The 26,665-nt window shown below is 73.7% G+C and carries 19 protein-coding genes and 1 pseudogene; 13 read left to right on the top strand and 7 right to left on the bottom strand.

Annotation, left to right across the window (positions count from 1 at the left end; genetic code table 11):
* Positions 1–135: 135 nt before the first annotated feature.
* On the top strand, positions 136–3,273 hold the full coding sequence (locus tag ABZ719_RS05305; RefSeq protein WP_366723877.1) for a molecular chaperone Hsp90: 3,138 nt from the start codon (positions 136–138) through the stop codon (positions 3,271–3,273).
* A gap of 13 nt (positions 3,274–3,286) precedes the next feature.
* Here ABZ719_RS05305 and ABZ719_RS05300 read toward each other — a convergent pair whose 3' ends face one another.
* On the bottom strand, positions 3,287–5,683 hold the full coding sequence (locus ABZ719_RS05300) for an HAD-IC family P-type ATPase (protein ID WP_366723876.1): 2,397 nt from the start codon (positions 5,681–5,683) through the stop codon (positions 3,287–3,289).
* 117 nt (positions 5,684–5,800) lie between these two features.
* Positions 5,801–6,088, bottom strand: a complete 288-nt coding sequence (locus ABZ719_RS05295) for a DUF2530 domain-containing protein (protein ID WP_366723875.1) — start codon at positions 6,086–6,088, stop codon at positions 5,801–5,803.
* A gap of 297 nt (positions 6,089–6,385) precedes the next feature.
* On the opposite strand from ABZ719_RS05295, the gene ABZ719_RS05290 reads away from it, so the two are divergent.
* Positions 6,386–7,837, top strand: a complete 1,452-nt coding sequence (locus ABZ719_RS05290; RefSeq protein ID WP_366723874.1) for an NCS2 family permease — start codon at positions 6,386–6,388, stop codon at positions 7,835–7,837.
* A 64-nt stretch (positions 7,838–7,901) separates the two neighbouring features.
* Here ABZ719_RS05290 and ABZ719_RS05285 read toward each other — a convergent pair whose 3' ends face one another.
* Positions 7,902–8,084: a ribbon-helix-helix protein, CopG family gene (locus tag ABZ719_RS05285; RefSeq protein WP_366723873.1), complete on the bottom strand. Its 183-nt coding sequence runs from the start codon at positions 8,082–8,084 to the stop codon at positions 7,902–7,904.
* Positions 8,085–8,241: 157 nt separating this feature from the next.
* Between ABZ719_RS05285 and ABZ719_RS05280 the strand changes: the two genes are divergently transcribed.
* The 3 genes from ABZ719_RS05280 to thpR are packed head-to-tail and all read left to right on the top strand — an operon-like array spanning position 8,242 to position 10,716.
* A complete protein-coding gene (locus ABZ719_RS05280; protein ID WP_037856907.1) occupies positions 8,242–8,679 on the top strand; it encodes a MarR family transcriptional regulator in 438 nt (145 codons plus the stop codon).
* 30 nt (positions 8,680–8,709) lie between these two features.
* Positions 8,710–10,071, top strand: coding sequence for an MFS transporter (locus ABZ719_RS05275; protein ID WP_366723872.1), 1,362 nt, complete (start codon positions 8,710–8,712; stop codon positions 10,069–10,071).
* A 51-nt stretch (positions 10,072–10,122) separates the two neighbouring features.
* A complete protein-coding gene (thpR, locus tag ABZ719_RS05270) occupies positions 10,123–10,716 on the top strand; it encodes an RNA 2',3'-cyclic phosphodiesterase (RefSeq protein WP_366723871.1) in 594 nt (197 codons plus the stop codon).
* 357 nt (positions 10,717–11,073) lie between these two features.
* On the opposite strand, the gene ABZ719_RS05265 is transcribed toward thpR, so the two are convergent.
* From ABZ719_RS05265 to ABZ719_RS05255, 3 genes and pseudogenes are all read right to left on the bottom strand, one after another.
* Positions 11,074–12,063 carry an aldo/keto reductase gene (locus ABZ719_RS05265; RefSeq protein WP_366723870.1) on the bottom strand — a complete coding sequence of 330 codons (990 nt, stop codon included), beginning with the start codon at positions 12,061–12,063 and terminating at the stop codon, positions 11,074–11,076.
* Between the two features lie 50 nt (positions 12,064–12,113).
* A pseudogene (locus tag ABZ719_RS05260) lies at positions 12,114–12,494 on the bottom strand (Uma2 family endonuclease); the annotation flags it as partial.
* The gene (locus ABZ719_RS05255) at positions 12,493–13,176 is read right to left on the bottom strand and encodes a GDSL-type esterase/lipase family protein (RefSeq protein WP_366723869.1); all 684 of its coding nucleotides are present in this window, start codon (positions 13,174–13,176) and stop codon (positions 12,493–12,495) included. The gene ABZ719_RS05255 and the pseudogene ABZ719_RS05260, both read right to left, overlap by 2 nt.
* Positions 13,177–13,285: 109 nt before the next feature.
* On the opposite strand from ABZ719_RS05255, the gene ABZ719_RS05250 reads away from it, so the two are divergent.
* The gene (locus tag ABZ719_RS05250; RefSeq protein ID WP_366723868.1) at positions 13,286–14,278 is read left to right on the top strand and encodes a WD40 repeat domain-containing protein; all 993 of its coding nucleotides are present in this window, start codon (positions 13,286–13,288) and stop codon (positions 14,276–14,278) included.
* Positions 14,279–14,379: 101 nt separating this feature from the next.
* Positions 14,380–15,735, top strand: a complete 1,356-nt coding sequence (locus ABZ719_RS05245; RefSeq protein ID WP_366723867.1) for a M48 family metallopeptidase — start codon at positions 14,380–14,382, stop codon at positions 15,733–15,735.
* 229 nt (positions 15,736–15,964) lie between these two features.
* Here the strand turns inward: ABZ719_RS05245 and serC are convergent, their stop codons facing one another.
* Entirely contained in the window at positions 15,965–17,083 is a 1,119-nt protein-coding gene (serC, locus tag ABZ719_RS05240) for a phosphoserine transaminase (RefSeq protein ID WP_366723866.1), read from the bottom strand.
* Positions 17,084–17,239: 156 nt separating this feature from the next.
* On the opposite strand from serC, the gene ABZ719_RS05235 reads away from it, so the two are divergent.
* From ABZ719_RS05235 to ABZ719_RS05210, 6 genes are all read left to right on the top strand, one after another.
* Positions 17,240–20,128 (top strand): FAD-binding and (Fe-S)-binding domain-containing protein, encoded by a 2,889-nt coding sequence (locus ABZ719_RS05235; RefSeq protein ID WP_366723865.1) that lies wholly within the window; start codon positions 17,240–17,242, stop codon positions 20,126–20,128.
* Between the two features lie 286 nt (positions 20,129–20,414).
* Positions 20,415–21,203 carry a metallophosphoesterase family protein gene (locus ABZ719_RS05230; RefSeq protein ID WP_366724024.1) on the top strand — a complete coding sequence of 263 codons (789 nt, stop codon included), beginning with the start codon at positions 20,415–20,417 and terminating at the stop codon, positions 21,201–21,203.
* 126 nt (positions 21,204–21,329) lie between these two features.
* Positions 21,330–22,340: an EamA family transporter gene (locus ABZ719_RS05225; RefSeq protein ID WP_366723864.1), complete on the top strand. Its 1,011-nt coding sequence runs from the start codon at positions 21,330–21,332 to the stop codon at positions 22,338–22,340.
* 143 nt (positions 22,341–22,483) lie between these two features.
* Entirely contained in the window at positions 22,484–23,323 is an 840-nt protein-coding gene (locus ABZ719_RS05220) for a TIGR03084 family metal-binding protein (RefSeq protein WP_366723863.1), read from the top strand.
* Positions 23,320–25,062 carry an acyclic terpene utilization AtuA family protein gene (locus tag ABZ719_RS05215; protein WP_366723862.1) on the top strand — a complete coding sequence of 581 codons (1,743 nt, stop codon included), beginning with the start codon at positions 23,320–23,322 and terminating at the stop codon, positions 25,060–25,062. Before ABZ719_RS05220 ends, ABZ719_RS05215 begins: the two co-directional genes overlap by 4 nt.
* Positions 25,059–26,657, top strand: coding sequence for a carboxyl transferase domain-containing protein (locus ABZ719_RS05210; RefSeq protein WP_366723861.1), 1,599 nt, complete (start codon positions 25,059–25,061; stop codon positions 26,655–26,657). Before ABZ719_RS05215 ends, ABZ719_RS05210 begins: the two co-directional genes overlap by 4 nt.
* Positions 26,658–26,665 lie beyond the last annotated feature (8 nt).

Raw genomic sequence — 26,665 nt, 5'->3', positions numbered from 1 at the left:
CCGGACGTCACGTCGCGCGCCCCGGCGGCTTCCCGGGCCGCGGCGTTCCCCCGCTGCCCGGCGCGGGATGCGCCGGGCCCGGTGGCGCCCTCCGCCGCGCGGTACCGTCTGGGCACCCTCATGAGGAGAATGAACGTGAGCATGTTGGTGCAGCCCTCCGCCGGGGGAGACCCGTTCGGGACCGCGCGTCTGCGGCGCGGTGTGCTGGACGCGTGGGCGACCAGCCCGGCCAGGTTCCGTGAGGACGCCAACGCCGAGGAGGACCTGGTCCTCGGCGGCTACCGGGACCGGCTGGTCGTCGAGCTGGCGCAGAACGCCGCCGATGCCGCCGCCCGCGCGGGCGTGCCCGGCCGGCTGCGCCTGACCCTGCGCGACGGCGTCCTCGTCGCCGCCAACACCGGCGCCCCGCTGGACGCGTCCGGCGTGGAGTCGCTGTCCACGCTGCGCGCCTCCGCCAAGCGGGACACCGCGGCCTCGGACCTGCCCTCCGTCGGCCGCTTCGGCGTCGGCTTCGCCGCCGTGCTCGCCGTCACCGACGAGCCCGCCGTCGTCGGCCGGCACGGCGGGGTGCGCTGGTCGCTGGCCGAGGCCCGCGGCCTGGCCGAGGAGACCGCCCGGCACAGCCCCGGCCTCGGCGACGAGATCCGCCGCCGGGACGGCCATGTGCCGCTGCTGCGGCTCCCGTTCGCCGCCGAGGGCACCGCGCCCGATCCCTACGACACGGTCGTCATCCTGCCGCTGCGCGACACGGCCGCCGCCGGCCTCGCCGAACGGCTGCTGCACGCCGTCGACGACGCCCTGCTCCTCGCCCTGCCCGGCCTGGAGGAGGTCGTCGTCGAGATCGGTGACGCCGCCGCGCGCACCCTGCGCCGCCGCGCGGAGGGCGCGCTGACCGTCGTCGAGGACAGCGCGCGGGGCACCACGCGGTGGCGTACGGCCGCCGCGCACGGGCCGCTGACCCCCGAACTCCTGGCCGACCGGCCGGTGGAGGAGCGGCTGCGGCCTCACTGGTCCCTCACCTGGGCCGTCCCCGTCGACGCCGACGGCGCTCCGCTCGCCCCGCACACCAGCCCGGTGGTGCACGCGCCCACGCCGAGCGACGAACCGCTCGGCGTGCCCGCCCTGCTCATCGCGTCGTTCCCGCTGGACACCACCCGCCGGCACACCGCGCCCGGACCGCTCACCGACTTCCTCGCGCAGCGCGCCGCCGACGCCTACGCCGGGCTCCTCGCCGACTGGCGGCCGGTGACCGAGGCCCTCATCGCCCTGGTGCCCGGGCCGCTCGGCAAGGGTGAACTGGACGGCACGCTGCGCCAGGCGATCCTGGAACGCCTGCCGCGCACCCCCTTCCTGCCGCCCGCCGCCGAGCCGGACCACGAGCAGGACGCGGACGGCCTGCCCGTCTCGCTGCGGCCCCGCGACGCCGAGGTGGTGGAGGGCGCGGGCGCCGAGACCGTGCGGGTGCTCGCCGAGGTGCTGCCCACCCTGCTGCCCGCCGGGCTCGAACGGCGCGCGGAGCTGCGCACCCTGGGCGTGGCCCGGGTGCCGCTGACCGACGCCATGGACCGGCTGGCCGGTCTGGAGAAGGAACCGCGGTGGTGGCGGCGGCTGTACGACAGCCTGGCCGGCGTCGACCCGGACCGGCTCTCCGGGCTGCCCGTGCCCCTGGCGGACGGCCGTACGACGATCGGGCCCCGGCAGGTGCTGCTGCCCGCCCCGGACGCCGGCGCCCCCGCCGACCCGGACGTGCTGGCCCGCCTCGGCCTGAAGGTCGCCCACCCGGACGCCGCCCACCCGATCCTGGAGAAGCTGGGCGCGCTGCCCGCCACGCCGCGCGCGGTGCTCACCACCCCGCAGGTGCGGGCCGCGGTCGCCGCCTCCCTCGACGAGGACGCCGGCGCGTGGGACGAGGACACCCCGGACGCCGAGGAACTCGCCGACACCGTCCTCGCCCTGGTCCGCGACGCCCGGCTGGAACCGGGCGACGAGCCGTGGCTGGGCGCGCTCGCCCTGCCCGACGAGGACGGCGAACTCGCCCCGGCCGGCGAACTGGTCTTCCCCGGCGGCCCGTTCGCCGAGGTGATGCGCGAGGGCGAACTGCCCGCCGTGGACGCCGAACTGGCCGCCAGGTGGGGCGAGGAGCCGCTGGCGGCCTGCGGGGTGCTCGTGGACTTCGCGCTGGTCCGCGCCACCGACGTCGTCCTCGACCCGGACGAACTGGAGCCCCGCGAGGGGGACTTCCCCGAGCCCGACGACCCCGGCCTGCTCGACGCGGTCGACGTGTGGTGCGAGGACGTCCTCGACCGCTTCCCCGGCTCCCCGGTCCCGCCGGTCGCCACCGAACTCGTCGCCGTGCGCGACCTGGACCTCGTCGACGACGACCAGTGGCCGCGGGCCCTGTCCCTGCTCGCCCGGCCGCCGCTGCGCGACGCGCTCACCCAGCCGGTGCGGATCCTGCTGCCGGACGGCACCCACGAGGTCGTACGCCCCTACACCGCCTGGTGGCTGCGCGGGCACCCGGTGCTCGGCGGACGCCGTCCGGCCGGTCTGCGCGCCGCCGGCTCCGACCCGCTGCTGCGCGGCCTGTACGACGAGGCCGACGCCACCGGCTTCGACGACGAACAGGTGCTGCGCGCGCTGGGCGTGCGCACCTCCGTCGCCGCCCTGCTGGACGAGCCGGGCGGCGCCGCCGAACTCCTCGACCGCCTCGCCGACCCCGAACGCCCGGTGAGCGCCGCCCAGTTGCACGCCCTGTACGGCGCGCTGGCCGAGCTCGACCCGGAGCAGGTGACCCTGCCCGACGAGGTGCGGGCGGTCGTCGACGGCCGGGTCGAGGTCGTCGACGCGGCCGACGCGGTGGTCTGCGACTCCCCGGACCTGCTGCCCTTCACGGCGGGCGTCCCGCTGCTGCCGGTGCGGCCCGCGCTCGCCGGCGCGCTGGCCGACCTGTTCCAGGTGCGGCGGCTGAGCGAGTCGGTCCCCGGCTCGGTGGACTCCGAGGGCACCGAGCACGACGTACCGGAGGCGGTGGGCGTCCTGCTCGGTCCCCGTACGCCCGTCACCTACGTCGAGCACGAGGAACTCGTCGTCGACGGCACCGGACTGGACTGGCGCCTGACGCAGGACGGCGTCCTGCACGCGGCCACCCTGGAGGGCGTCGCGGCCGGCCTCGCCTGGGCCGCGGGCCAGTGGCCCCGCCGCTTCGAGGTCGCCGCCCTCCTGGAGGACCCGTCCCGCACGGAGGAACTGGCCCGCGACCGCTGGTTCGACTGACCCCCGCCCGGGGCTACACCGGGAAGCGGCGCCCCACCCACTTCCACAGGAACTCCAGCACCACCGCCGCCACGACGGCGATGCCCACCGCCAGCCAGGGCATCGCCGTCCCCACCAGTCTCAGGGCGAAGAACCGCTGGAGCGCGGGCACGGCCAGCACGACGAGGAACGCCGCGCCCATGGCGGCCACCAGGAGGACCCGCCACCAGGTGTAGGGGCGGGCGATGATCGCCAGCACCCACATGGAGATCAGGAACAGGGTGAGGGTGGCCGCGCTGGTCTCCGCGTCCAGGGCGCTCGGGCCGGTGTAGTGGTGGCGGGCGATCAGGTAGGTCACGAAGGTCGCGACGGCGGCCAGGATCCCGCCCGGGACGGCGTAGCGCATCACCCGGCGGACGAAGTGCGGGCGGGCCCGTTCCGTGTTGGGGGCGAGGGCGAGGAAGAAGGCGGGGACGCCGATGGTGAGCGTGGACAGCAGGGTCAGGTGCCGGGGCAGGAACGGGTACTCCACCTGCGAGCACACCACCAGCACGGCCAGCAGCACCGAGTAGACCGTCTTGACCAGGAACAGGGTCGCGACCCGCGTGATGTTCCCGATGACCCGCCTGCCCTCGGCGACCACCGAGGGCAGCACGGAGAAGCTGTTGTCCAGCAGGACGATCTGGGCGACCGCCCGGGTGGCCTCCGAGCCGGACCCCATGGCGACACCGATGTCGGCGTCCTTGAGGGCGAGGACGTCGTTGACGCCGTCCCCGGTCATGGCGACGGTGTGCCCGCGCGACTGGAGGGCGCCGACCATGTCCCGTTTCTGCTGCGGGGTGACCCGGCCGAACACGGCCGCCTCGTCCACCCGGGCGGCCAGGCCGTGGCGTTCGGCGGGCAGCCGGCGCGCGTCGACGGCGGCGCCGGTGAGCCCGGCCTTGGCGGCCACCGCGCCCACCGAGACCGCGTTGTCCCCGGAGATGACCTTGGCGCGGACGTCCTGGTCGGCGAAGTAGCGCAGGGTGTCGGCGGCGTCGGGCCGCAGCCGCTGCTCCAGGACGACGAGCGCGGCGGGCGTGACGTCCCCGGCCACCTCCGGGTCGTCCAGCTCCCGCCCGGCGCGGGCCAGCAGCAGCACCCGCAGCCCCTGCTCGTTGAGCCGGCCGGTCTCGGCGAGGGCGGGGGAGGCCTCGGGCAGCAGCACGTCCGGGGCGCCCAGCAGCCAGGTGCTGGACTCGCCGTCGCCCTCGCTGAAGCTGGCGCCGCTGTACTTGCGGGCGGAGGAGAAGGGCAGCGACTCCACGCAGCGCCACTCCTCGCTGTCCGGGCAGGCGTCGATGATCGCCTGGAGGGAGGCGTTGGGCCGAGGGTCGGACTCGCCGAGCGCGCCGAGCACCTGGCGGACGTACGGCTCGGCGTGGCCGTTCAGCATCCGCAGCTCGGTGACGTCCATGCCGCCCTCGGTGAGCGTGCCCGTCTTGTCCAGGCACACGGTGTCGACGCGGGCCAGGCCCTCGATGGCGGGCAGCTCCTGCACCAGGCACTGCTTGCGGCCCAGCCGGATGACGCCGATGGCGAAGGCGACGGAGGTGAGCAGCACCAGCCCCTCCGGGACCATCGGCACGATCCCGCCGATGGTCCGCGCGACGGAGTCCTTGAGGTCGTCGTTCTTCGCGACGAGCTGGCTGACGACCAGGCCGACGGCGGTCGGCACCATCATCCACGTGACGTACTTGAGGATCGTGGAGATGCCCGTGCGCAGCTCGGAGTGGACGAGGGTGAAGCGGGAGGCCTCCTCGGCGAGCTGGGCGGCGTAGGCCTCGCGGCCGACCCTGACCGCCTGGAAGGCGCCGCCGCCGGTGACGACGAAGCTGCCGGACATGACCTGGTCGCCGGGGTGTTTGACGACGGGGTCGGCCTCACCGGTGAGCAGGGACTCGTCGACCTCCAGCCCGTCGGCCTCCACGCAGGTGCCGTCGACGACGACCTTGTCCCCCGGTCCGATCTCGATCACGTCGCCGAGGACGATCTGCGAGGTGCTGATCTCGGTGGCGGTGCCGTCGCGGCGGACGGTGGGCCGGGACTCCCCGATCACGGCGAGCGAGTCCAGGGTCTGCTTGGCCCGCCACTCCTGGATGATGCCGATACCGGTGTTGGCGATGATCACGAAGCCGAACAGGCTGTCCTGGATCGGCGCGACGAACAGGGTGACCAGCCAGAGCACGCCGATGATCGCGTTGAAGCGGGTGAAGACGTTCGCACGGACGATCTCGGCGAGGGAGCGGCTGCTGCGCACCGGTACGTCGTTGACCTCGCCGCGGGCGACGCGTTCGGCGACCTCGGCGCCGGTCAGACCGCTCGTGGCGGCCCGCCGGACGGGTACGGGGTGCACCGGGTCCAGTTCCGCGCCGGCGTCGGTGTGGCTCATGCTTCCGACGGTACGTGCGGATGTGCGGCTTCACTCGTCGAGCGGGGTGAAGATCCGACCTGGGGACGAGGCGGGCGTGCTGCGGGGGTTGCAGACGGGGCCGCGGGGGCCGCTCCGCTACTCCGCCGATGCCGGGCGGCCCGCGGGGGCCGCCTCGCGGTGCGCCGCCGCGCGCTTGATCGCCGCGTCCCGCTTGCGCACGTACCAGATGCCGACCAGGCCGAGGCCGCCGCCGGCCAGGCAGGTCCACAGCCACCAGGTGTGGCCGCGGTCGTCGAACCAGCCGTAGAAGGGGATCTGGACCAGGAAGAGGACGAACCAGACGATCGTGCCGCCGGTGATGGTGGCGACCACGGGGCCCTCCAGGGGCTCCGGCGCCTCGTGCTTGGGGGTCCACTTCGCCATGGGCTCAGCTTACGGCCCGCCGCCCGCGGTCCGGGGCGCCGGCCGGGGGCCGTCCGCAGGGGACCGCACGCCGGGCTCGCTCCCGGGCGGACCAGGGGTCTACGCGCGGAGATAGCCTTTTCCGCTTCATATGTTCATACTGAAACGGTCTGAGTCTGGCTACTTCTCTTCGTAGGAAACACCAACAGGGCGGCCGGGGGGAGCCTGCTGGTGAGGGAAGCGGCGGGACTCGTCCATGTTTGGTCCCCTTCCCGGCCCGGTACTCACGTACTGCCCGCATCCCACGAGGTCATCCGCATGTCCACCCCGGCCACCGCCAAGGTCCCCGCCCCCCAGAAGCCGGGAACATCGCCCGCCTACGGCGCTCTCGACCGCTACTTCAAGATCTCCGAGCGGGGCAGTTCCCTGGCCCGGGAGGTGCGCGGCGGCTTCGCCACCTTCTTCGCGATGGCCTACATCATCGTGCTGAACCCGATCATCCTGGGCAGCGCGACGGACATGTACGGCCACCACCTGGACCACGGCCAGCTGGTCACGGCGACCGCCCTGACCGCAGCGTTCACCACGCTGCTCATGGGCGTCATCGGCAACGTCCCGATCGCGCTCGCCGCCGGTCTCGGCGTCAACACCGTCGTCGCCCTCCAGCTCGCCCCGCGGATGTCCTGGCCCGACGCCATGGGCATGGTCGTCCTGGCCGGCTTCGTCGTGATGCTGCTGGTCGCGAGCGGGCTGCGCGAGCGCGTGATGGCGGCCGTGCCGTTCGGGCTGCGCAAGGGCATCGCCATCGGCATCGGCCTGTTCATCATGCTGATCGGCCTCGTCGACTCCGGCTTCGTCTCCCGCATCCCGAACGAGGCGCACACCACCGTCCCGCTCCAGCTCGGCGCCGACGGCCACCTCAACGGCTGGCCGGTCCTGGTCTTCGTCCTCGGCGTGCTGCTCACCCTCGCCCTGCTGGTGCGCAAGGTGCCGGGCGCCATCCTGATCTCGATCATCGCGATGACGGTGCTGGCCGTGATCGTGAACCTGGTCGCGCACGTGCCGTCCTGGGGCCTGACCGTCCCGAAGTGGCCCGGCAACCCCGTCGCCACCCCCGACTTCGGCCTGGTCGGCCAGGTCAGCCTGTTCGGCGGATTCCACAAGGTCGGCGTGCTGAACGGCATCCTGTTCGTCTTCACCGTGCTGCTGTCGTCGTTCTTCGACGCGATGGGCACGATCATGGGCATCGGCGACGAGGCCAAGCTGACCAACGCCGAGGGGCAGATGCCCGGCATCAACAAGGTCCTCTTCGTCGACGGCATCGCCGTCGCGGCCGGCGGCGCGACCTCCTCCTCGGGCACCACCTGCTTCGTCGAGTCCACCGCGGGCGTCGGCGAGGGCGCGCGCACCGGGTTCGCGAACATCGTCACCGGTCTGCTGTTCGCCGCGGCGCTCTTCCTCACCCCGGTCGCCACCATGGTCCCGTCCCAGGCGGCCACCCCGGCACTGCTCGCGGTCGGCTTCCTGATCCTCTCCGGCTCGATCCGGGAGATCGACTGGTCGGACTACACGATCGCCGTCCCGGCCTTCGTGACGATGCTGATGATGCCGTTCACGTACTCGATCACCAACGGCATCGGCATGGGCTTCATCACCTTCGTGGTGCTGCGCCTGGCCGTCGGCCGGGCCCGCGAGATCCCGGCGGCGATGTACGTGGTCTCGGCGGTCTTCGCCTTCTACTACCTGATGCCGGCCCTGGGCCTGACCTGATCGGCGGGGCCGCCGGCGGGACGCCGACGGCCGGGGGCGGGCGGCCGGGATCCGGCGGCGGGGCTCAGGGGACCCCGTAGAACCGTTCCGTCTCCTCGACGGCGGCCTGGAACCGTTCGTCGAAATCATTTCGGATGAGCGTCCGGACGACATAGTCCTGGACGCTCATTCCTCTTTTCGCGGCGTGGGACCGGAGCCGTTCGAGCAGCTCGCGGTCCATGCGCAGGCTGAGCACGCTGGTCCCCATGGAGACGAGGGTCGCGGCCCCGTTCCGCGCGAGGGGTCACGTTCCCCGCCCGTATCACCCATATGAGTGATACGGGCGTACGGGAGTGGCCGGAGTCACGGAGCGTGTGCGTGTCCCGGGTGGTCTTTAGCGAGAGTAATGACCTATCCTAAAGAACATGCCGGACCTTACCCATGGCGACGACGCGGCCGCCGTGAACTCCCTGCGATCCGCCGTGATGCGCCTGTCCCGTCGGCTCAAGCACCAGCGGGTCGACGAGTCGCTCAGCCCCACCGAGATGTCGGTGCTGGGCACCCTGTCGCGCTGCGGCAGCGCCACCCCCGGCGAGCTGGCCCGCAAGGAGCACGTGCAGCCCCCGTCGATGACCCGCATCGTCGCGCTGCTCGAAGCCAAGGGGCTGGTCCGCCTGGAGCCGCACCCCGAGGACCGGCGCCAGAAGGTCGTCACCCAGACCGAGCAGGCCGAGGCCATGCTCGAGGAGAGCCGCCGCAAGCGGAACGCCTTCCTGGCCCGTCTGGTCGACGGTCTCGACGAGGACGAGTGGGCGAAGCTGCGCGCTGCCGCCCCCGTGCTGGAGAAGCTCGCACATCTGTAACGCACGTCAGCCGCAAGGAGGCGAACCCTTTTGAGTACGGGATCCGGAGCAGCTTCCGCCCCCGCACCGACCGCCCACGACTCCCAGCCCGCCCCCGACACCCCCCGCAAGTCCTCGATGTTCAGCTCCCTGAAGGTCAGGAACTACCGCCTGTTCTTCCTGGGCCAGGTCGTCTCCAACACCGGCACCTGGATGCAGCGCATCGCCCAGGACTGGCTCGTGCTCAGCCTCACCGGCTCCTCCGCGGCCGTCGGCATCACCACGGCCCTGCAGTTCCTGCCGATGCTGCTCTTCGGCCTCTACGGCGGCGTCCTCGTCGACCGGCTGCCCAAGCGGCCCACGCTGCTGTGCACCCAGACCGCGATGGGCCTCACCGGCCTCGCGCTCGCCGCGCTCACGCTCACCGGGCACGTCCAGGTCTGGCACGTCTACGTCGCCGCCTTCGCCATGGGCCTGGCCACGGTCGTCGACAACCCGGCCCGCCAGTCCTTCGTCTCGGAGATGGTCGGACCCAAGCAGCTGCAGAACGCCGTCAGCCTGAACTCGGCGAACTTCCAGTCGGCCCGGCTGGTCGGCCCCGCGGTCGCGGGCGTCATGATCACCGGCGTCGGCACCGGCTGGGCCTTCCTCGCCAACGGCCTGTCCTTCGTCGCGCCCATCGCCGGACTGCTGCTGATGCGCGCCCGCGAGCTGCACGTCGTCGAGCGCGCCCCGCGCGGCAAGGGCCAGCTCCGCGAGGGCCTGCGCTACGTCGCCGGCCGCCCCGACCTGATCTGGCCGATCGTCCTGGTCGGCTTCATCGGCACCTTCGGGTTCAACTTCCCGGTGTGGCTGTCGGCCTTCGCCGACGACGTCTTCCACGCGGGCGCCGGCGCCTACAGCCTCTTCAACACCGTCATGGCGGTCGGCTCCCTCGTCGGCGCGCTGCTCGCGGCCCGCCGCGGCACCGCCCGGCTGCGCGTGCTGGTCGGCGCCGCCGCCGTCTTCGGCGTGCTGGAGGCCGTGGCCGCGCTCGCCCCGTCGTACTGGCTGTTCGCGCTGCTGATGGCGCCGATCGGGGTCTTCGGCCTGACCGTCAACGTCACGGCCAACACCTCGGTCCAGATGGCCACGGATCCGGCCATGCGCGGCCGGGTCATGGCGCTGTTCATGATGGTCTTCGTGGGCGGCACCCCGCTCGGCGCGCCCGTGGTCGGCTGGGTCACCGACGCCTACGGCGCCCGGGTCGGCTTCGCCCTCGGCGGCCTGGTCTCGGTCACCGCGGCCGTCACCATCGGCCTGGTCCTGGCCCGGATGGGTGACCTGCGCCTGTCGGTGGGCTGGCACCGGGGCCACCCGCGGGTGGACTTCGTGCCGCGCGAACGCGGGAAGGAACTGGCCCCGGCCGCGTGAGCCCGGTCCCCGCCCCGCCCCGACCCGGGCCGGAGCGGGGACACTGGCTCCATGAGACTCTTCGCCGCCGTACTGCCCCCGGACGACGTCGTGGACGCGCTGGCGGCCGAGGTGGAGGTGCTGCGGGGCCTGCCCGGGGCCGAGCGGCTGCGCTGGACGGGGCGGCCCGGCTGGCACCTGACCCTCGCCTTCTACGGCGAGGTGGGCGAGGAGACCGTACCGGAGCTGGAGGCGCGCCTCGGGAAGACGGCGCGCCGGACGGAGCCCTTCGCGCTGGCGCTGCGCGGCGGCGGGCAGTTCGGGCGCGGGCAGGCGCTGTGGACGGGCGCGGAGGGCGACCTGCGGACGCTGGGGCAGCTCGCGGGGCGTGCCGAGGCGGCCGGGCGCAAGGCGGGCCTGGAGACGGGGGAGCACCGCCGCTACCGGGCCCACCTGACGGTGGCGCGCGGCCGGCAACCGGTGGACGTGCGGCCGCACCTCGACGCCCTGCGCGCCTTCGGCAGCCGTACCTGGACCGTGGACGCGATCGTCCTCGTCCGCAGCTTCCTGCCGGCCTCGGGCGTACCGGGGGAGCAGCCCCGCTACGAGCCGGTCGGCCGCTGGCCGCTCGGGTCCGCCGGACAGGCATCGGGCGCGGCCGGTTAGTCTCGAAGACGTGGACCCGAAAACCCGGAACCGGATCATGGCCGGTGCGCTCGTGCTGATGTTGGCTGTCGTCGCCGTCGCGGCCGCGCTCGGCCGGTGACGGCAGGCGCGGCGGTGAGGACCGCCGCGCCCGCATCCCCTACGGCGCCCGCACGCACGCGCTTCAGGCACCGGTGCCCGGGCGGTAGCCCCCGATCAGGCACCGCGGCCCCGCTCAGGCACTCTGCGTGCGATCGGACGCCGGGCCTCCACGGGCACTCCGCGTCCGGTCAGGTACCGGGCCCTCGATCGGCACCGTGCGGCCGGCACCGTCCCGTCCGCCCGGTCGCCCGTGTGCCTGATCGGGGATCCCGGTGCTCACCAGGCGAAGGCCTCCGGGGACGGGCCCGGGCCCGGGAAGATCCCGTCGAGTTCGGCCAGCAGCTCCGCGTCCAGTTCCAGCTCGGCGGCGCGCACCGCGGAGGCGAGCTGCTCGCCGGTGCGCGGGCCGACGATCGGGCCGGTCACACCGGGCCGGGTGAGCAGCCACGCCAGGGCGGTCTCGCCCGGTTCCAGGCCGTGCTTGTCGAGCAGGTCCTCGTACGCCTGGACCTTGCCGCGCAGCGCCGGGTCGGCGAGGGAGTCCACGGCCCGCCCGCCGGCGCGCCGGCCGCCCTCCGCCTGCTTCTTGAGCACGCCGCCCAGCAGCCCGCCGTGCAGCGGCGACCAGGGGATCACGCCGAGCCCGTAGTCCTGCGCGGCCGGGATGACCTCCATCTCGGCGCGCCGCTCGACCAGGTTGTACAGGCACTGCTCGCTGACCAGTCCGTACGAGCCCAGCCGGGCCGCCGTCTCGTTGGCCTGGGCGATCTTGTAGCCGGCGAAGTTGGACGAGCCGGCGTAGAGGATCTTGCCCTGCCGGACGAGGACGTCGATGGCCTGCCAGATCTCCTCGAAGGGGGTGCTGCGGTCGATGTGGTGGAACTGGTACAGGTCGATGTGGTCGGTCCGGAGCCGCTTGAGGGAGGCGTCGACGGCCCGCCGGATGTTGAGGGCGGAGAGCTTGTCGTGGTTGGGCCAGGCCTCGCCGTCGGCGCCCATGTTGCCGTAGACCTTGGTGGCGAGGACGACCTTGTCCCGGCGGTCGCCGCCCTGGGCGAACCAGTTGCCGATGATCGACTCGGTGCGGCCCTTGTTCTCGCCCCAGCCGTACACGTTCGCGGTGTCGAAGAAGTTGATCCCGGCGTCCAGCGCCGCGTCCATGATCGCGTGACTGTCCGCCTCGCCGGTCTGCGGACCGAAGTTCATCGTGCCGAGGACCAGCCTGCTGACCTTGAGTCCGGTGCGTCCGAGCTGTGTGTACTTCATGGTCTCCAAGCCAACGACTTGGAGTGCGCTCCATGCAAGGGCGGTGCCGCTCAGTCGCGGGGGAAGGCGTCGGTCTTGAGGGTGAGACCGAGAGGAGTGGTGGTCATGTCGACATCGCTTCCGTACTCGACGCGCAGCTCGCAGGCGTAGCGGTCCTCCTTGGGCTCCGTATACACATGGCACCTGCCCTGGTAGGGGTCCGCGATGAGGTACACCGGTACCCCGGCGAGCGCGTACGCGGCCTTCTTGGGGCCGTAGTCGTTGCGTGCCGTGCCCTTCGAGATGACCTCGGCGACGAACTCCACGTCCTGCCACCGCCAACGGCCTTCGTCGTCCTTGGCGGCGCCCTCGCGCAGCTTGGCCACGTCGGGGCAGAAGCCGTTCTCCGGCCCGGGGAAGTCGATGCGGACGTCCGTGAACATGCGCAGGTCAACCTGTTCCAGTCGCGTACGGCTGTCCGATTCCCCACTCCCGGTGCATCGCCTCGGCGAACGCGCCCGCGATGGCGTGTTCGCCGCGCGCGTTGGGATGGGTGCCGTCGTAGGTGTCGCGGTGGATGTCGTAGCCGTCCGGCGGGGGCGCCAGCAGCAGCGGCGAGCGGGGCTCGTCGAGGTCGGCGACGGTCTTGGCCAGCAGCTCGTTGAAGAGGGAGACCTGGGCGGCGAAGGGCGCGTCGGTGGCGGCGCGGACGTTGGGTATGACCGGGAGCAGGACCATCCGGACGCGGGGGTTCGCGGCGCGCGCGGCGGCGAGGAAGGCGCGTACGTTCGCCGTCGTCTGCGCGGCGTCGGTGTAGAAGCCGAGGTCGATCAGGCCGAGGGAGACGAGCAGCACGTCCGGCCGGTGCTCGCGGACCGCCTCGCCGATCAGCGGGGCCATGTGCGTCCAGCCCTCGCCCCAGCCGGCCAGGTGGGCGCGCGGGAAGTCCGGGTCGGCGTACGCGTGGGAGACGGGGGCGCCGGCCGCCTTGTCGTACAGCGCCTCGCGCGGGCCGACGAGGGCGAACGGCCCCCCGTAGGTGGCGCGCAGGTGCTGCCAGAGCCGGTAGCGCCATGTGTGTTCGCCCGCGCTCCCGATCGTCATGGAGTCACCGACGGGCATGAACCTGAGCATCCGCTCATGATGGACGACGGGGGCGGGGGACGGCGCACGAGGGGCGGGCGAGCGGCTGTGACGCCTGCCACCTGACGTGAACGGACCCGGGGGATGGCAGGCTTGGGGCATGCGCCGACCGTCCGCCCTGCTCGCCGGGGCCCTGCTCGTGGGCGCGTTCGCCGTGCCCGCCGCCGCCCCGCCCGCCTCCGCCGCCGACGGGGACGGCGGGTTCACGATCAAGGACCCGAGGATCAAGGAGTCCAGCGGTCTGGCCGCCTCGCACCTGCACCCGGGCGTCTACTGGACGCACAACGACAGCGACGACGGCCCGTACATCTACGCGGTGGACAGCCGCACCGGCAGGACCGTCGCCACCGTCACCCTCCAGGGCATCGGCCGCCCCCGTGACGTCGAGGCGATCTCCATAGGCCCGGGCAACGAGATCTACGTCGGTGACATCGGCGACAACCTCGACGGCACCTGGCCGCACGTGTGGATCTACAAGCTGCCCGAGCCCAAGGTGCTCAAGGACCAGACGGTCCGGGCCACGCAGTACGTGGTGAAGTACGCGGACGGCGCCCGCAACGCCGAGTCGCTGGTGGTGCACCCGAAGACGGGGCGGGTGTACATCATCGACAAGAAGGAGGACGGCGGTCACCTGTTCGAGGGGCCGGCCCATCTGTCCTCCTCGGGAACCAACGTCTTCAAGCCCGTCGCCCCCGTCGACCTGTGGGCCACCGACGCCGCGTTCTCCCCCGACGGCACCCGGCTCGCCGTCCGCGGCTACTTCGGCGGGATCTACTACGACTGGAACGGCGGCAGGATCAAACGCCTCGGCCGCCTCGACGTACCGCTGCAGCGCCAGGGCGAGTCGGTCACGTACAGCGCCGACGGCACGAAGCTCCTGTACGGCAGCGAGGGCGCCGACAGCCCCGTACAGGCCGAGGACGCGCCGGGCGGAGGGAGCGCCCCCGCCAAGTCCCCCTCGGACAAGGGCGGTTCCTCCGCATCGGGGGAAAGCGGGGGCATGTCCGGGAAACTGACGACGGGTGCGGTGGCGGTCCTCGCGGCGGTCCTGCTGGTGTTCGGTCTGGGGCGGCTGCGGCGGCGCAGGTCCTGAACCGCGCGGCTTTACCCGGGCGGGTCCGCGTGATCAGATTCCCCTGCCGTGTTCGAACGGCCCTTGGGGAGGGGCCGCGGGGAGGGGAGAGCGGGACTTTCATGCCTACCGTCGTGGGGGGAACGACCCAGCCGTGCCCGGAATGCGGGGCGCGGATCCATGCGGACGACCGGTTCACCGTCTGGTGCGCCGCGTGCGACTGGAACGTCGACCCGAAGGGGCACCAGCAGGAGCGGGAGAAGGAGGAGGAGCGCGGGAGGCGGGGCAAGCGGGCCGGGCGGGACAGGCTGGAGGAGGCCCGGCGCGCGCTGGCCCGGCGGTACGGGGAGAGGCTCCACACCGAGATGGCGCAAGAAGGCGCCGGACCGCGCGCGCGGTGGGACGGCGCCACGACGCTCGGGTACGCCATCGCCCTCGCCGTGCACGGCGTCACCGCGGCGCTGCTGGCGGCAGGCGTCTTCTGCCTCGTGTGGGGCTGGGGCGGCGGCCTCGTGCTGCTGGGCGCGGTGCTGCTGGCGATGGCCGTCGCGCTGCGGCCGCGGCTGCCCGGACCGTCCGACGACGACGGGACGGTGCTGCGCCGTGCCGACGCGCCGGAGCTGTACGCGCTGGTCGACGAGGTGGCCCGGGCCGTCGGCACCCGCGGCGTGGACAGGATCACGGTCGGCAAGGAGATCAACGCGAGCGTCGTGTCCCAGGGGGTGCGCGGCCGCCGGGCCCTGTCCCTGGGCCTGCCCCTGTGGGAGGTGCTGTCCCCGCAGCAGCGCGTCGCCCTGCTGGGCCATGAGCTGGGCCACTACGGCAACGGCGACACGCGGCGTGGCGTGGTGGTGGCCACGGCCCTGCGGTCACTGACCGTATGGCGCTACTACTTCACGCCGATCGCGCGGCCGACCGTCGGCGAGATGCTCGTGAACGCGGTCTGCGCCGTGCCCCTCCTGCTCGTCCAGGGCGTGCTGTCCCTCCTCGACCACCTGACGCTGCGGGCGACCCAGCGCGGCGAGTACCTGGCCGACCGGGAGGCCGCCCGGGCGGGCTCCACCGAGGCCGCGGCGGCCCTCATGGACCAACTCCTGATGACGGAGTCCATCGACGTCTTCCTGCGGCGCGAGGTCAGCAACGCGGCGCTGACCGGGGCGCGTTCGGCCCGCAGGGCCGCGGGGGCCTCCGCGGACACCCAGGACGCCGGGGGCGGCCTGTGGACGCGGCTGGCCGCGCACATCGCCTCCGTCCCCGAGCACGAGTACGAGCGCCAGCGGCGTGCGGGGGCCCGGCGCGGCCACAGCGTCGACGCCACCCACCCGCCGACCCACCTCCGACGCGCCTGCCTGCTCGCGGGGCCGCCGTCGCGGGCGGCCGTCCTCCTGGACGACGACCGCTCGGGCCGGATCACCGCCGAACTCGCCGGGGCGCGCGCGGAGGTGGCCCGCAGGATCGTCCGCGACGGCATGGGATGAGGACGAGGTTCCTCCGGCCGGCCCGTGCGCAGGCGCGGCCGGAGGCGGTGCGGCCCGGGACGCCCGGCAGGTGCGGGTGATCACCGGGTCCGCCGGGGCAGCAGGTGCCTGTGCGGACGGCGCTCTGCGCGGCACGTCGGGCCCCGACCCGCGGTGTACGCGCGAAAGGGCGCCCGGCGGAGACGGTGGCGTGCTCCGCGGGGCGCCCTTCACCGGCGCGGCCGGACGGCTACAGCTTCTCGATCACGTGGTCGACGCACTTCGTCAGCGCCTCGACGTCCGCCGGGTCGACCGCCGGGAACATCGCGATGCGCAGCTGGTTGCGGCCGAGCTTGCGGTACGGCTCGGTGTCGACGATGCCGTTGGCGCGCAGGGTCTTGGCGACGGCGGCGGCGTCGATCTCGTCGGCGAAGTCGATCGTGCCGATGACCTGCGAGCGCTTGGCCGGGTCGGTGACGAACGGCGTGGCGTACTTGGACTCCTCCGCCCAGCTGTACAGCCGCGTCGAGGAGTCCTTCGTGCGGGCCGTCGACCAGGCCAGACCGCCCTGGCCGTTGATCCACTCCAGCTGCTCGTTCAGCAGGAAGAGGGTGGCCAGCGCCGGGGTGTTGTACGTCTGGTTCTTGCGGGAGTTGTCGATCGCCGTGGGCAGCGAGAAGAACTCCGGGACGTGGCGGCCGGAGGCGTGGACGCGCTCCGCGCGCTCGATCGCCGCCGGGGAGAACACGCCGATCCACAGGCCGCCGTCGGAGGCGAAGGACTTCTGCGGGGCGAAGTAGTAGACGTCGGTCTCGCGGACGTCGACCGGGAGGCCGCCGGCGCCGGACGTGGCGTCGACCAGGACGAGCGCGCCCTCGTCGGCGCCCGCGACCCGCTTGATGGGCATGGCGACACCGGTGGAGGTCTCGTTGTGCGTGAAGGCGTAGACGTCGACGCCGGCCTCGGCGCGTGCCTCGGGGTGCGTGCCCGGGTCGGCGGAGACGAGGGTCGGCTCGGCCAGCCACGGCGCGAGCTTGGCGGCCTTGGCGAACTTCGAGCTGAACTCACCGAAGGTGAGGTGCTGCGACTTGTTCTCGATCAGACCGTGGGTCGCGATGTCCCAGAACGCGGTGGAGCCGCCGTTGCCGAGGACGACCTCGTACCCGTCGGGGAGCTGGAACAGCTCGCTGATGCCCTCGCGCACCTTGCCGACCAGGTTCTTGACGGGAGCCTGGCGGTGGGAGGTGCCCATGAGGGACGTACCGGTGGCGGCGAGGGCGTCCAGCGCCTCGGTGCGCACCTTGGAGGGGCCAGCGCCGAAACGTCCGTCGGCGGGCTTGATGTCAGCGGGGATCTGGATGTCGGCCACGAGTCGGAGGGTAGTCGCTGGGCGAAACGGGACGTAACCGTGTCCGTCCGATGAGACGAGATCGGCCAGTGATGTGATGGTCGGTTCGTACGACGAGATCAGCGCCGCTGTGGACAACTCACGGTGACGACCGGTGGCCCGGTGCATTCTGGACCCATGACGGATCTCACAGCCCTCGAGGCGGAACTGCGCAGTGCCGTCCGGGGCGAGGTCGGCTTCGACGTCACCTCCCGGGCACTGGTCACCATGGACGCCTCCAACTACCGCCGGGTCCCGCTGGGCGTGGTGGCCCCCCGGGACGCCGACGACGTGGCGGCGGTGCTCCGGGTGTGCCGGGAGAGAGACGTTCCGGTCGTGCCGCGCGGCGGCGGCACCTCCATCGCGGGGCAGGCGACCGGCACCGGAGTCGTCCTCGACTTCACCCGGCACATGAACCGGCTGCTGTCCCTCGACCCGCGGACCCGCACCGCCGTGGTCGAGCCCGGCCTGGTGCTCGACCGGCTCCAGGAAGCCGCCGCCCCGCACGGACTGCGCTTCGGACCGGACCCCTCCACCCACAGCCGGTGCACCCTCGGCGGAATGATCGGCAACAACGCGTGCGGCTCGCACTCGGTGGCGTGGGGCACCACCGCGGACAACGTGCGGGAGCTGTCCGTCCTCACCGCACGCGGGCAGCGGCTGCGCCCCGGACCGCGGTGGGCCGGGGCACCGCAAGGGCTGCGCGAACTGGCCGGGACCGAACTGGCCCGGCTGCGCACCGGCTTCCCCGACCTGCCCCGCCGCATCTCCGGGTACGCGCTGGACGCCCTGCTGCCCGAGCACGGCGCCGACGTCGCCCGCTCCTTCTGCGGCTCCGAGGGCACCCTCGGCGTCCTCACCGAAGCGGTCGTGCGGCTGGTCGAGGCGCCCCGCGCCCGAGCACTCGCCGTTCTCGGGTACGCCGACGAGAGCGCCGCCGCCGAGGCCGCCGCCGGCCTGCTGCCGCACCGGCCGCTCACGGCGGAGGGCATGGCGCGCGACCTCGTGCCCGCCGCGATCACCACCCACCTCCCCCGGGGCGACGCCTGGCTGTTCGTGGAGACCGGCGGCGACACACGGACACAGGCACGCGCGCGTGCGCAGACGATCGCGTCCGCGGCCGACGCCGTGGACACACTGGTCCTCACCGACCCGGCCGCGCAGCGCGCGCTGTGGCGCATCCGGGAGGACGCCGCGGGCACCGCCACCCGGATGCCGGACGGCACCGAGGCCTGGCCGGGCTGGGAGGACTGTGCCGTCCCGCCGGCCCGTCTCGGCGTCTACCTCCGCGACTTCCGCACCCTGCTGGCCGCCCACGGGCTGCGCGGCACCCCCTACGGGCACTTCGGGGACGGCTGCATCCACGCCCGCATCGACTTCGACCTGCTGAGCACGGCCGGTGTCAGCCGCTTCCGCCGCTTCTCCGAGGAACTGGCCCACCTGGTCGTGGCCCACGGCGGCTCCCTGTCCGGGGAACACGGCGACGGACAGGCCCGCGCCGAACTGCTGCCGAAGATGTACGGCCCGCAGACCGTCGCCCTGTTCGAACGGGCCAAAGCCGTCTGGGACCCGGACGACCTGCTCAACCCCGGGATGCTCGTCCGTCCGGCGCCCCTCGACACGAACCTCCGGTTCGCCGTGCTGCCGCGTGAACCCGTGGACGTGGCCTTCGGCTACCCGGCGGACGGCGGCGACTTCGCCGCCGCCGTCCGCAGGTGCGTCGGCGTCGCCGCATGCCGCACCACCCACACGTCCGGCCCCGCCGTGATGTGCCCCTCGTTCCGGGCGACCGGCGCGGAGGAGCATTCCACCCGCGGCCGCGCCCGGCTGCTGCACGAGATGCTCGCGGGCGAACTGGTCACCGACGGCTGGCGGTCGACCGAGGTACGGGACGCGCTCGACCTGTGCCTGTCCTGCAAGGGCTGCCGCTCCGACTGCCCCGCCGGCGTCGACATGGCCACCTACAAGGCGGAGTTCCTGCACCACCACTACGCCGGCCGGCGCCGCCCCGCCGCCCACTACTCCCTGGGCCTGCTCCCACGCTGGCTGCGCTGGGCGGCGGCCACCCGCACCGCACCCGCCCTCAACGCGCTCGCCACCGTGGGCCCGCTCGCCGCCGTGGCCAAACGGCTCGCCGGGATCACACCCCGGCGGGCGATCCCGCGCCTGGCGGCGGAGCCGTTCACCCGCTGGTGGCGCAGACGCCGGCGGCCGGCCAGAGAGGGCGGCGGCGAACTGGTCGTCCTGTGGCCCGACACCTTCACCGAACACCTCTCGCCCACCGTGGGCGAGGCAGCCGTACGGGTGCTGGAGGCGGCCGGACTGCGGGTGGCACTGCCGCCGACCCTGCGGCTGCGCAGGCCCCCCGTCGGCGACGGAAGATCCGTGACGGTGAACCCCCTCGCCGTCCTCCGCGGCCGGGGCCGGGTCTGCTGCGGCCTGACCTACGTCTCCACGGGCCAGCTGGAGCGCGCCCGCGCCGTGCTGCGCCGCACCCTCGACCTGATGGATCCGGTCCTGGAGACGGACGCCCCGGTCGTCGTCCTCGAACCGAGCTGCGCCGCCGCCCTCCGCACCGACCTGCCCGAACTGCTCCCCGACGACCCGCGCGCCCACCGCCTGGCCGGCCGCGTCCTGACCTTCGCCGAGGCACTGGAGCGGCACGCCCCCGGCTGGCGGCCACCCCGACTGGACCGCCCGGTGGCAGGACAGACCCACTGCCACCAGCACGCCGTCCTCGGCGACGCCGCCGACCGCCGGCTGCGCGCCGCGGCCGGCCTGACCGGCGACCTGGCGGGCGGCTGCTGCGGCCTGGCCGGCAACTTCGGCTTCGAAAAGGGCCACTTCGAGGTGTCCGCGGCCTGCGCCGAGGAACAGCTCCTGCCCTCGGTGCGCACCGCCCCGGCCGGCACGGTGGTCCTGGCGGACGGCTACTCCTGCCGCACCCAGCTGGACCAACTGGCGGGGACCCGGGCCCGCCACCTGGCAGAAGTCCTGGCGGAGGCGCTGGGGGAGGGGGCGGGATAGGGAGGGGAGACGGAAGGGGGCGGGGAGGGGAGGGGGGAGGGGGAGGGGGCCCCGGAGAGCGGGAGGTGAAGCTGGGAAGCGGGAGCGGACGCCCGTACGCGCGCGGCGAACACCCCGTCCTAGCCGTCGGGTCCGCTCCCAGGATGGGCCCATGCAGCCCTCCCATCCCACTGAGCCCACCGACCCCACGCAGTCCGCGCGGTCCACCCGCCCCACCCAACCGTCCCCGTCCACGCGGTCCGCGCGGTCCACCCAGCCCGCCCGGTCCGTGCAGTCGATGCAGTCGATGCAGTCCGTGCAACTGAACCGTGTGGCGGTCCTCTCCGACATCCATGGCGTCCTTCCCGCGCTGGAGGCCGTGCTCGCCGAACCGGAGGTGGCCGCCGCCGACCGGATCGTGCTCACCGGTGACATCACGGCGGGTCCGCAGCCCGCCGAGGTGCTCGACCTGTTGCGTGCCCAGGGCGAGAGGGTGCTGTGGGTGGCGGGCAACGCGGACCGGGAACTGGTCGAGTTCCGGCGGGGGCGGCGGACGGAGATCCCCGACCCGATCGGCCCCTTCGCGGCCGATGCGCTCCGCGCCGAGCAGGTCGACTTCCTGGCCGGTCTGCCGACGACGCTGACGCTCACCGTGAGCGGGCTGGGCCAGGTGCTCTTCTGCCACGCCACGCCGCGCGACGACGAGGAGATCGTCCTGGTCGACTCCGGCCCCGGCCGGTGGGCGGAGGTCTTCACCGGCCTGGCCGACGACGTCCGCACGGTGGTCTGCGGCCACACCCACATGCCGTACCTGCGTCTCGCGCACGGCCGCCTGGTCGTCAATCCCGGCAGCGTCGGCATGCCCTACGGCCGTCCCGGCGCCCACTGGTGCCTGCTCGGCCCGGGGGTCGATCTGCGGGTCACGCCGTTCGACACCGAGGCGGCGGCGGCCCGGCTGGTCGCGGAGTGCGCCTACGAGGACATCGCCGCCTGGGCCGACTACTTCCTGCACGCCCGGGCGACCGACACGGAGGTGCTGGAGCTGTTCCGCGGCCGGATTCCTCCGGAAATGACAGGGACGGGGGCGGGGGCGTAAGTTCCGAAAGAGGTTCACACACCTGACCTGGTCCACTACCGTGGACGTAGTAGTACACCGAGATGAACGCCCCCGGACTCGCCCCGAGCGCCCGGGCCCGCCCTTGAACCAGCCCCAGGACCGCCCGTGAGCACCCCCGACGCCGCACCCACGACCTCATCCCTGCTGTCCTCGTCCCTGCCGTCCTCGTCGCCGCCGTCGCCCGCGGCGTCCCCGGCGCCGTCGGCCTCGCCGGTCACGCCGGGCGCCCCCGGCGGTCAGGGCCGCCTCGGTTCGTTCGGTCCCGTGGGTCTGGTGCTCGCCGGATGCATCTCCGTGCAGTTCGGCGGTGCGCTGGCCGTGACGCTGATGCCGAGGGCGGGCGCGCTCGGGGTGGTGAGCCTGCGGCTGCTGGTGGCCGCGATCGTGCTGCTGGCGGTCTGCCGGCCCCGGCTGCGCGGCCACTCGCGCGCCGACTGGGGCACGGTCGTCGCCTTCGGCATCGCCATGGCCGCGATGAACGGCCTCTTCTACCAGGCCGTCGACCGCATCCCCCTCGGCCCCGCCGTCACCCTCGAGGTCCTCGGCCCGCTCGCCCTGTCCGTCGTGGCCTCACGCCGGGCGGTCAACGCCGTCTGGGCGGGCCTCGCCCTGGTCGGTGTCTTCCTCCTCGGCGGAGGGGGTTTCGGCAGTCTCGACGCGGCCGGAGCCGCGTTCGCGCTGGGCGCGGGGGTGATGTGGGCGGCGTACATCGTCTTCAGCGCCCGTACCGGCCGGCGCTTCCCGCAGGCGGACGGGCTGGCCCTGGCGATGGCGGTGGGCGCGGTCCTGTTCCTGCCGCTGGGGATCGCCGAGTCGGGTGCGAAGCTGGCCGACCCGACGACCTTCGGGCTGGGCGCGGCGGTGGCTGTGCTGTCCTCCGTCCTGCCCTACACCCTCGAACTGCTCGCCCTGCGCCGTCTGCCCGCCTCCACCTTCGCGGTTCTCATGAGTCTGGAACCGGCCATCGCCGCCCTGGCCGGGTTCCTCGTCCTGAGCCAGTCCCTCGCGCCCCTGGAGATCGTCGCGATCGCCCTGGTCATCGCGGCGAGCATGGGCGCGGTGCGGACGCAGGTGGGCCGGGGCAAGGCCCCGGTGCCGCCGCGGGTGGACGCCTGACCGCGCGGCCGGAACGCGGTGCGGTGTGAGGGGGCCGGAGGACACGTCACGTGACTCCGGCCCCTTGGCCCGCGCCTGACGGCGAGAAAAAAATCATGCAAGCATGCTTGATTGGTTTTCCGGGCGCTGCCATGCTCCCACCCATGCCCGAACCGACACCCGCGTCCGCCGGGTCCCCCGTGCCCGCCGCGTCCGACGTGTTCGACGATCTGCGTGCGGAGAGCGAAGAACTCGACCGGCTGGTCGCCGGGCTGGCCGCCGAGGGGTGGCGTCGGACGACGCCCGCCCCCGGGTGGAGCATCGCGCACCAGATCGCGCACCTCGCCTGGACCGACCGTTCCGCGCTGCTGGCCCTCACCGACGCGGACCGCTTCCGGGAGCTGGCGGAGGAGGCGCTCGCCGCCCCCGACGCGTTCGTCGACGAAGGGGCGGAGGAGGCGGCCGGTCTGCCGCCCGCCGAGTTGCTGGCCCGGTGGCGGGAGGGCCGGGCCCGCCTCGACGCGGCGCTGCGGGCGGCGCCGCCCGGCGCGCGTTTCCCCTGGTACGGGCCGCCGATGCCGGCTCCGTCCATGGCCACCGGGCGGCTGATGGAGACGTGGGCGCACGGGCAGGACGTGGCGGACACGTTGGGTGTGGTGCGCGCACCCACGGACCGGCTGCGGCATGTGGTGCGCATCGGGGTGCGGGCGCGGGACTTCGCGTTCGGGGTGCGGGGACTGCCCGTGCCGGGGGAGGAGTTCCGGGTGGAGGTCGTGGGGCCCTCCGGGCAGGTGTGGGCGTACGGCCCGGAGGATGCCGCCCAGCGGGTCACCGGCCCGGCCCTCGACTTCTGCCTGCTGGTCACCCAGCGCGCCCACCGCGACGACCTCGCCGTACGCGCCGAGGGGCCGGACGCCGACCGCTGGCTGGACATCGCCCAGGCGTTCGCCGGACCTCCCGGCACGGGGCGCGCCCCGAGGACGGGGGAGGAGCCGACCGCATGACGGCGGCCCCCCGCCCCACGGGCGGCAACCGCACGCCGGGCGGCCCCCCGGCCCCCCTCCGCGTAGGCAACGCCTCCGGTTTCTACGGTGATCGTTTCGACGCCCTGCACGAGATGCTCACCGGCGGTGAGCTGGACGTCCTCACCGGGGACTACCTCGCCGAGCTGACCATGCTGATCCTGGGGCGGGACCGGCTGAAGGACCCGGGCGCCGGGTACGCCCGCACCTTCCTGCGGCAACTGGAGGAGTGCCTGGGGCTCGCGCACGAGCGGGGCGTGCGGATCGTGGCCAACGCGGGCGGTCTGAACCCCGCCGGGCTCGCCGAGCGGGTGCGGGAGCTGGCCGGGCGGCTCGGCCTGCCGGTGCGGGTGGCGCACGTCGAGGGCGACGACCTCACCGCCCGCCACCCCGGCAGCCTCGCCGCCCACGCCTACCTGGGCGGCTTCGGCATCGCCGAGTGTCTGCGGGGCGGCGCGGACGTCGTCGTCACCGGGCGGGTCACCGACGCGTCCCTGGTCACCGGCCCGGCCGCCGCGCACTTCGGCTGGCGGCCCGGGGAGTACGACCGGCTCGCCGGTGCCGTGGTCGCCGGGCACGTGCTGGAGTGCGGCGCGCAGGCCACCGGCGGGAACTACGCGTTCTTCACCGACCACGCCCTCGAACGGCTGCGGCGTCCCGGCTTCCCGCTCGCCGAGATCGACGCCGACGGCGGCTGCGTCGTCACCAAGCATCCCGGCACCGGCGGTGTCGTCGACGTCGGCACGGTGACCGCCCAGCTCCTCTACGAGACCGGTGGTGCCCGCTACGCCGGTCCCGACGTCACCGCGCGGCTGGACACCGTACGGCTGAGCCAGGACGGGCCGGACCGGGTGCGGGTCGAGGGGGTGCGCGGGGAGGCGCCGCCGCCGGCCCTCAAGGTGGGCCTCAGCCGGCTGGGCGGTTTCCGCAACGAGGTCACCTTCGTCCTCACCGGACTCGACATCGAACGCAAGGCCGACCTCGTGCGGCGGCAGATGGACGACGCGCTCGGCGCCGCCGGATCCCGGCCCGCCGAGGTGCGCTGGGACCTGGTGCGCACCGACCGCCCCGACGCGGGTACCGAGGAGACGGCGAGCGCCCTGCTCCGGCTCGTCGTACGCGATGCGGACCCGCAGGCGGTGGGGCGGGCCTTCAGCGGGGCCGCCGTGGAGCTGGCGCTCGCCGGGTATCCCGGCTTCCACGTCCTCGCGCCGCCCGGCAAGGGCGCGCCCTACGGCGTCTTCGAGGCCGCGTACGTCCCCCAGGACGCGGTGGACCATGTGGCCGTTCTCCACGACGGCCGGCGTGTCCCCGTGCCGCCGGCCCAGGACACGCGCGCCCTGGAGGACGTGCCCGAGCCGCCCCTGCCGGAGCCGCTGCCCGCGGGGCCGACCCGGCGGGCGCCGCTCGGTCTGGTCGCCGGGGCCCGCAGCGGGGACAAGGGCGGCGACGCGAACGTCGGCGTGTGGGCGCGGACGGACGACGTTTGGCGGTGGCTGGCGCACGAGCTGACCGCCGGCCGGTTCCGGGAGCTGATCCCGGAGGCCCGGCCGCTGCCCGTCACCCGGCACGTGCTGCCGCGTCTGCGCGCGCTGAACTTCACCGTCGAGGGGATCCTCGGCGCGGGCGTCGCCGCCCGGCACCGCTTCGACCCGCAGGCCAAGGCCCTCGGGGAATGGCTGCGCTCCCGCCACCTGGACATACCGGAGGCACTGCTGTGACCGTCCTCTCCTCCGCCCTGGACACCGCGTCCGCCGAGCACCGGGCCCGCCGTGAGGCCATGCTCGCCAAGCTCGCCGGTCTGGAGGCCGAGCACGCCAAGGCGCTGGCGGGCGGCGGCCCGAAGTACGTCGAGCGGCACCGGCGGCGCGGCAAGCTGCTCGCCCGCGAGCGCGTCGAGCTGCTGCTCGACCCCGACACGCCGTTCCTGGAGCTGTCGCCGCTGGCCGCCTGGGGCAGCGAGTACGCGGTCGGCGCGTCGCTCGTGACCGGGATCGGGGTCGTCGAGGGCGTGGAGTGCCTGATCACCGCGAACGATCCCACCGTGCGCGGCGGGGCCAGCAATCCGTGGAGCCTGAAGAAGGCGCTGCGGGCCAACGACATCGCGCTCGCCAACCGGCTGCCCTGCGTCAGCCTGGTCGAGTCGGGCGGCGCCGATCTGCCCTCGCAGAAGGAGATCTTCATCCCCGGGGGCGCCGTCTTCCGTGACCTGACCCGGCTTTCGGCGGCCGGCGTCCCCACCGTCGCCGTCGTCTTCGGCAACTCCACCGCCGGGGGCGCCTACATCCCCGGCATGTCCGACCACGTGATCATGGTCAAGGAGCGGGCCAAGGTGTTCCTCGGCGGGCCGCCGCTGGTGAAGATGGCCACCGGTGAGGAGAGCGACGACGAGTCGCTGGGCGGCGCGGAGATGCACGCGCGCGTGTCGGGTCTCGCCGACCACTTCGCCGTCGACGAGCGGGACGCGATCCGGCAGGCGCGCCGCGTCGTCGCCCGCCTCAACCACCGCAAGGCCCGTCCCGATCCCCCCGTCGCGAAGCCGCCCGAATACGACGACGAGGAGCTTCTCGGTATCGTCCCCGGCGATCTGAAGGTCCCCTTCGACCCGCGCGAGGTCATCGCCCGGATCGTCGACGCCTCCGACTTCGACGAGTTCAAGCCGCTGTACGGGACGAGCCTGGTCACCGGCTGGGCGGCCCTGCACGGCTATCCCGTGGGCATCCTCGCCAACGCGCAAGGCGTGCTGTTCAGCGAGGAGTCGCAGAAGGCCGCGCAGTTCATCCAGCTCGCCAACCAGCGCGACATCCCGCTGCTGTTCCTGCACAACACCACCGGCTACATGGTGGGCCGCGAGTACGAGCAGGGCGGCATCATCAAGCACGGCGCCATGATGATCAACGCCGTCTCCAACTCCCGTGTCCCGCACCTGTCGGTGCTCATGGGGGCGTCCTACGGCGCCGGGCACTACGGCATGTGCGGGCGGGCCTACGATCCGCGCTTCCTGTTCGCCTGGCCCAGCGCCAAGTCCGCCGTCATGGGGCCGCAGCAGCTCGCCGGGGTGCTGTCGATCGTCGCGCGGCAGTCGGCGGCGGCCAAGGGGCAGCCCTACGACGACGAGGCGGACGCCGCGCTGCGGGCGATGGTCGAGCAGCAGATCGAGTCCGAGTCGCTGCCGATGTTCCTGTCCGGGCGGCTGTACGACGACGGTGTCATCGACCCGCGCGACACCCGCACCGTTCTCGGCCTGTGCCTGTCGGCCGTCCACACCGCCCCCTACGAGGGTGCGCGCGGTGGCTTCGGCGTCTTCCGGATGTGAGGGGTGAG

Origin of the sequence: Streptomyces sp. NPDC006743 (assembly GCF_040703815.1) — a bacterium.
GTDB lineage: Bacteria > Actinomycetota > Actinomycetes > Streptomycetales > Streptomycetaceae > Streptomyces.
Note: the sequence above shows the minus strand (reverse complement) of the source record. Positions and strands in the feature narration are given on the sequence as shown.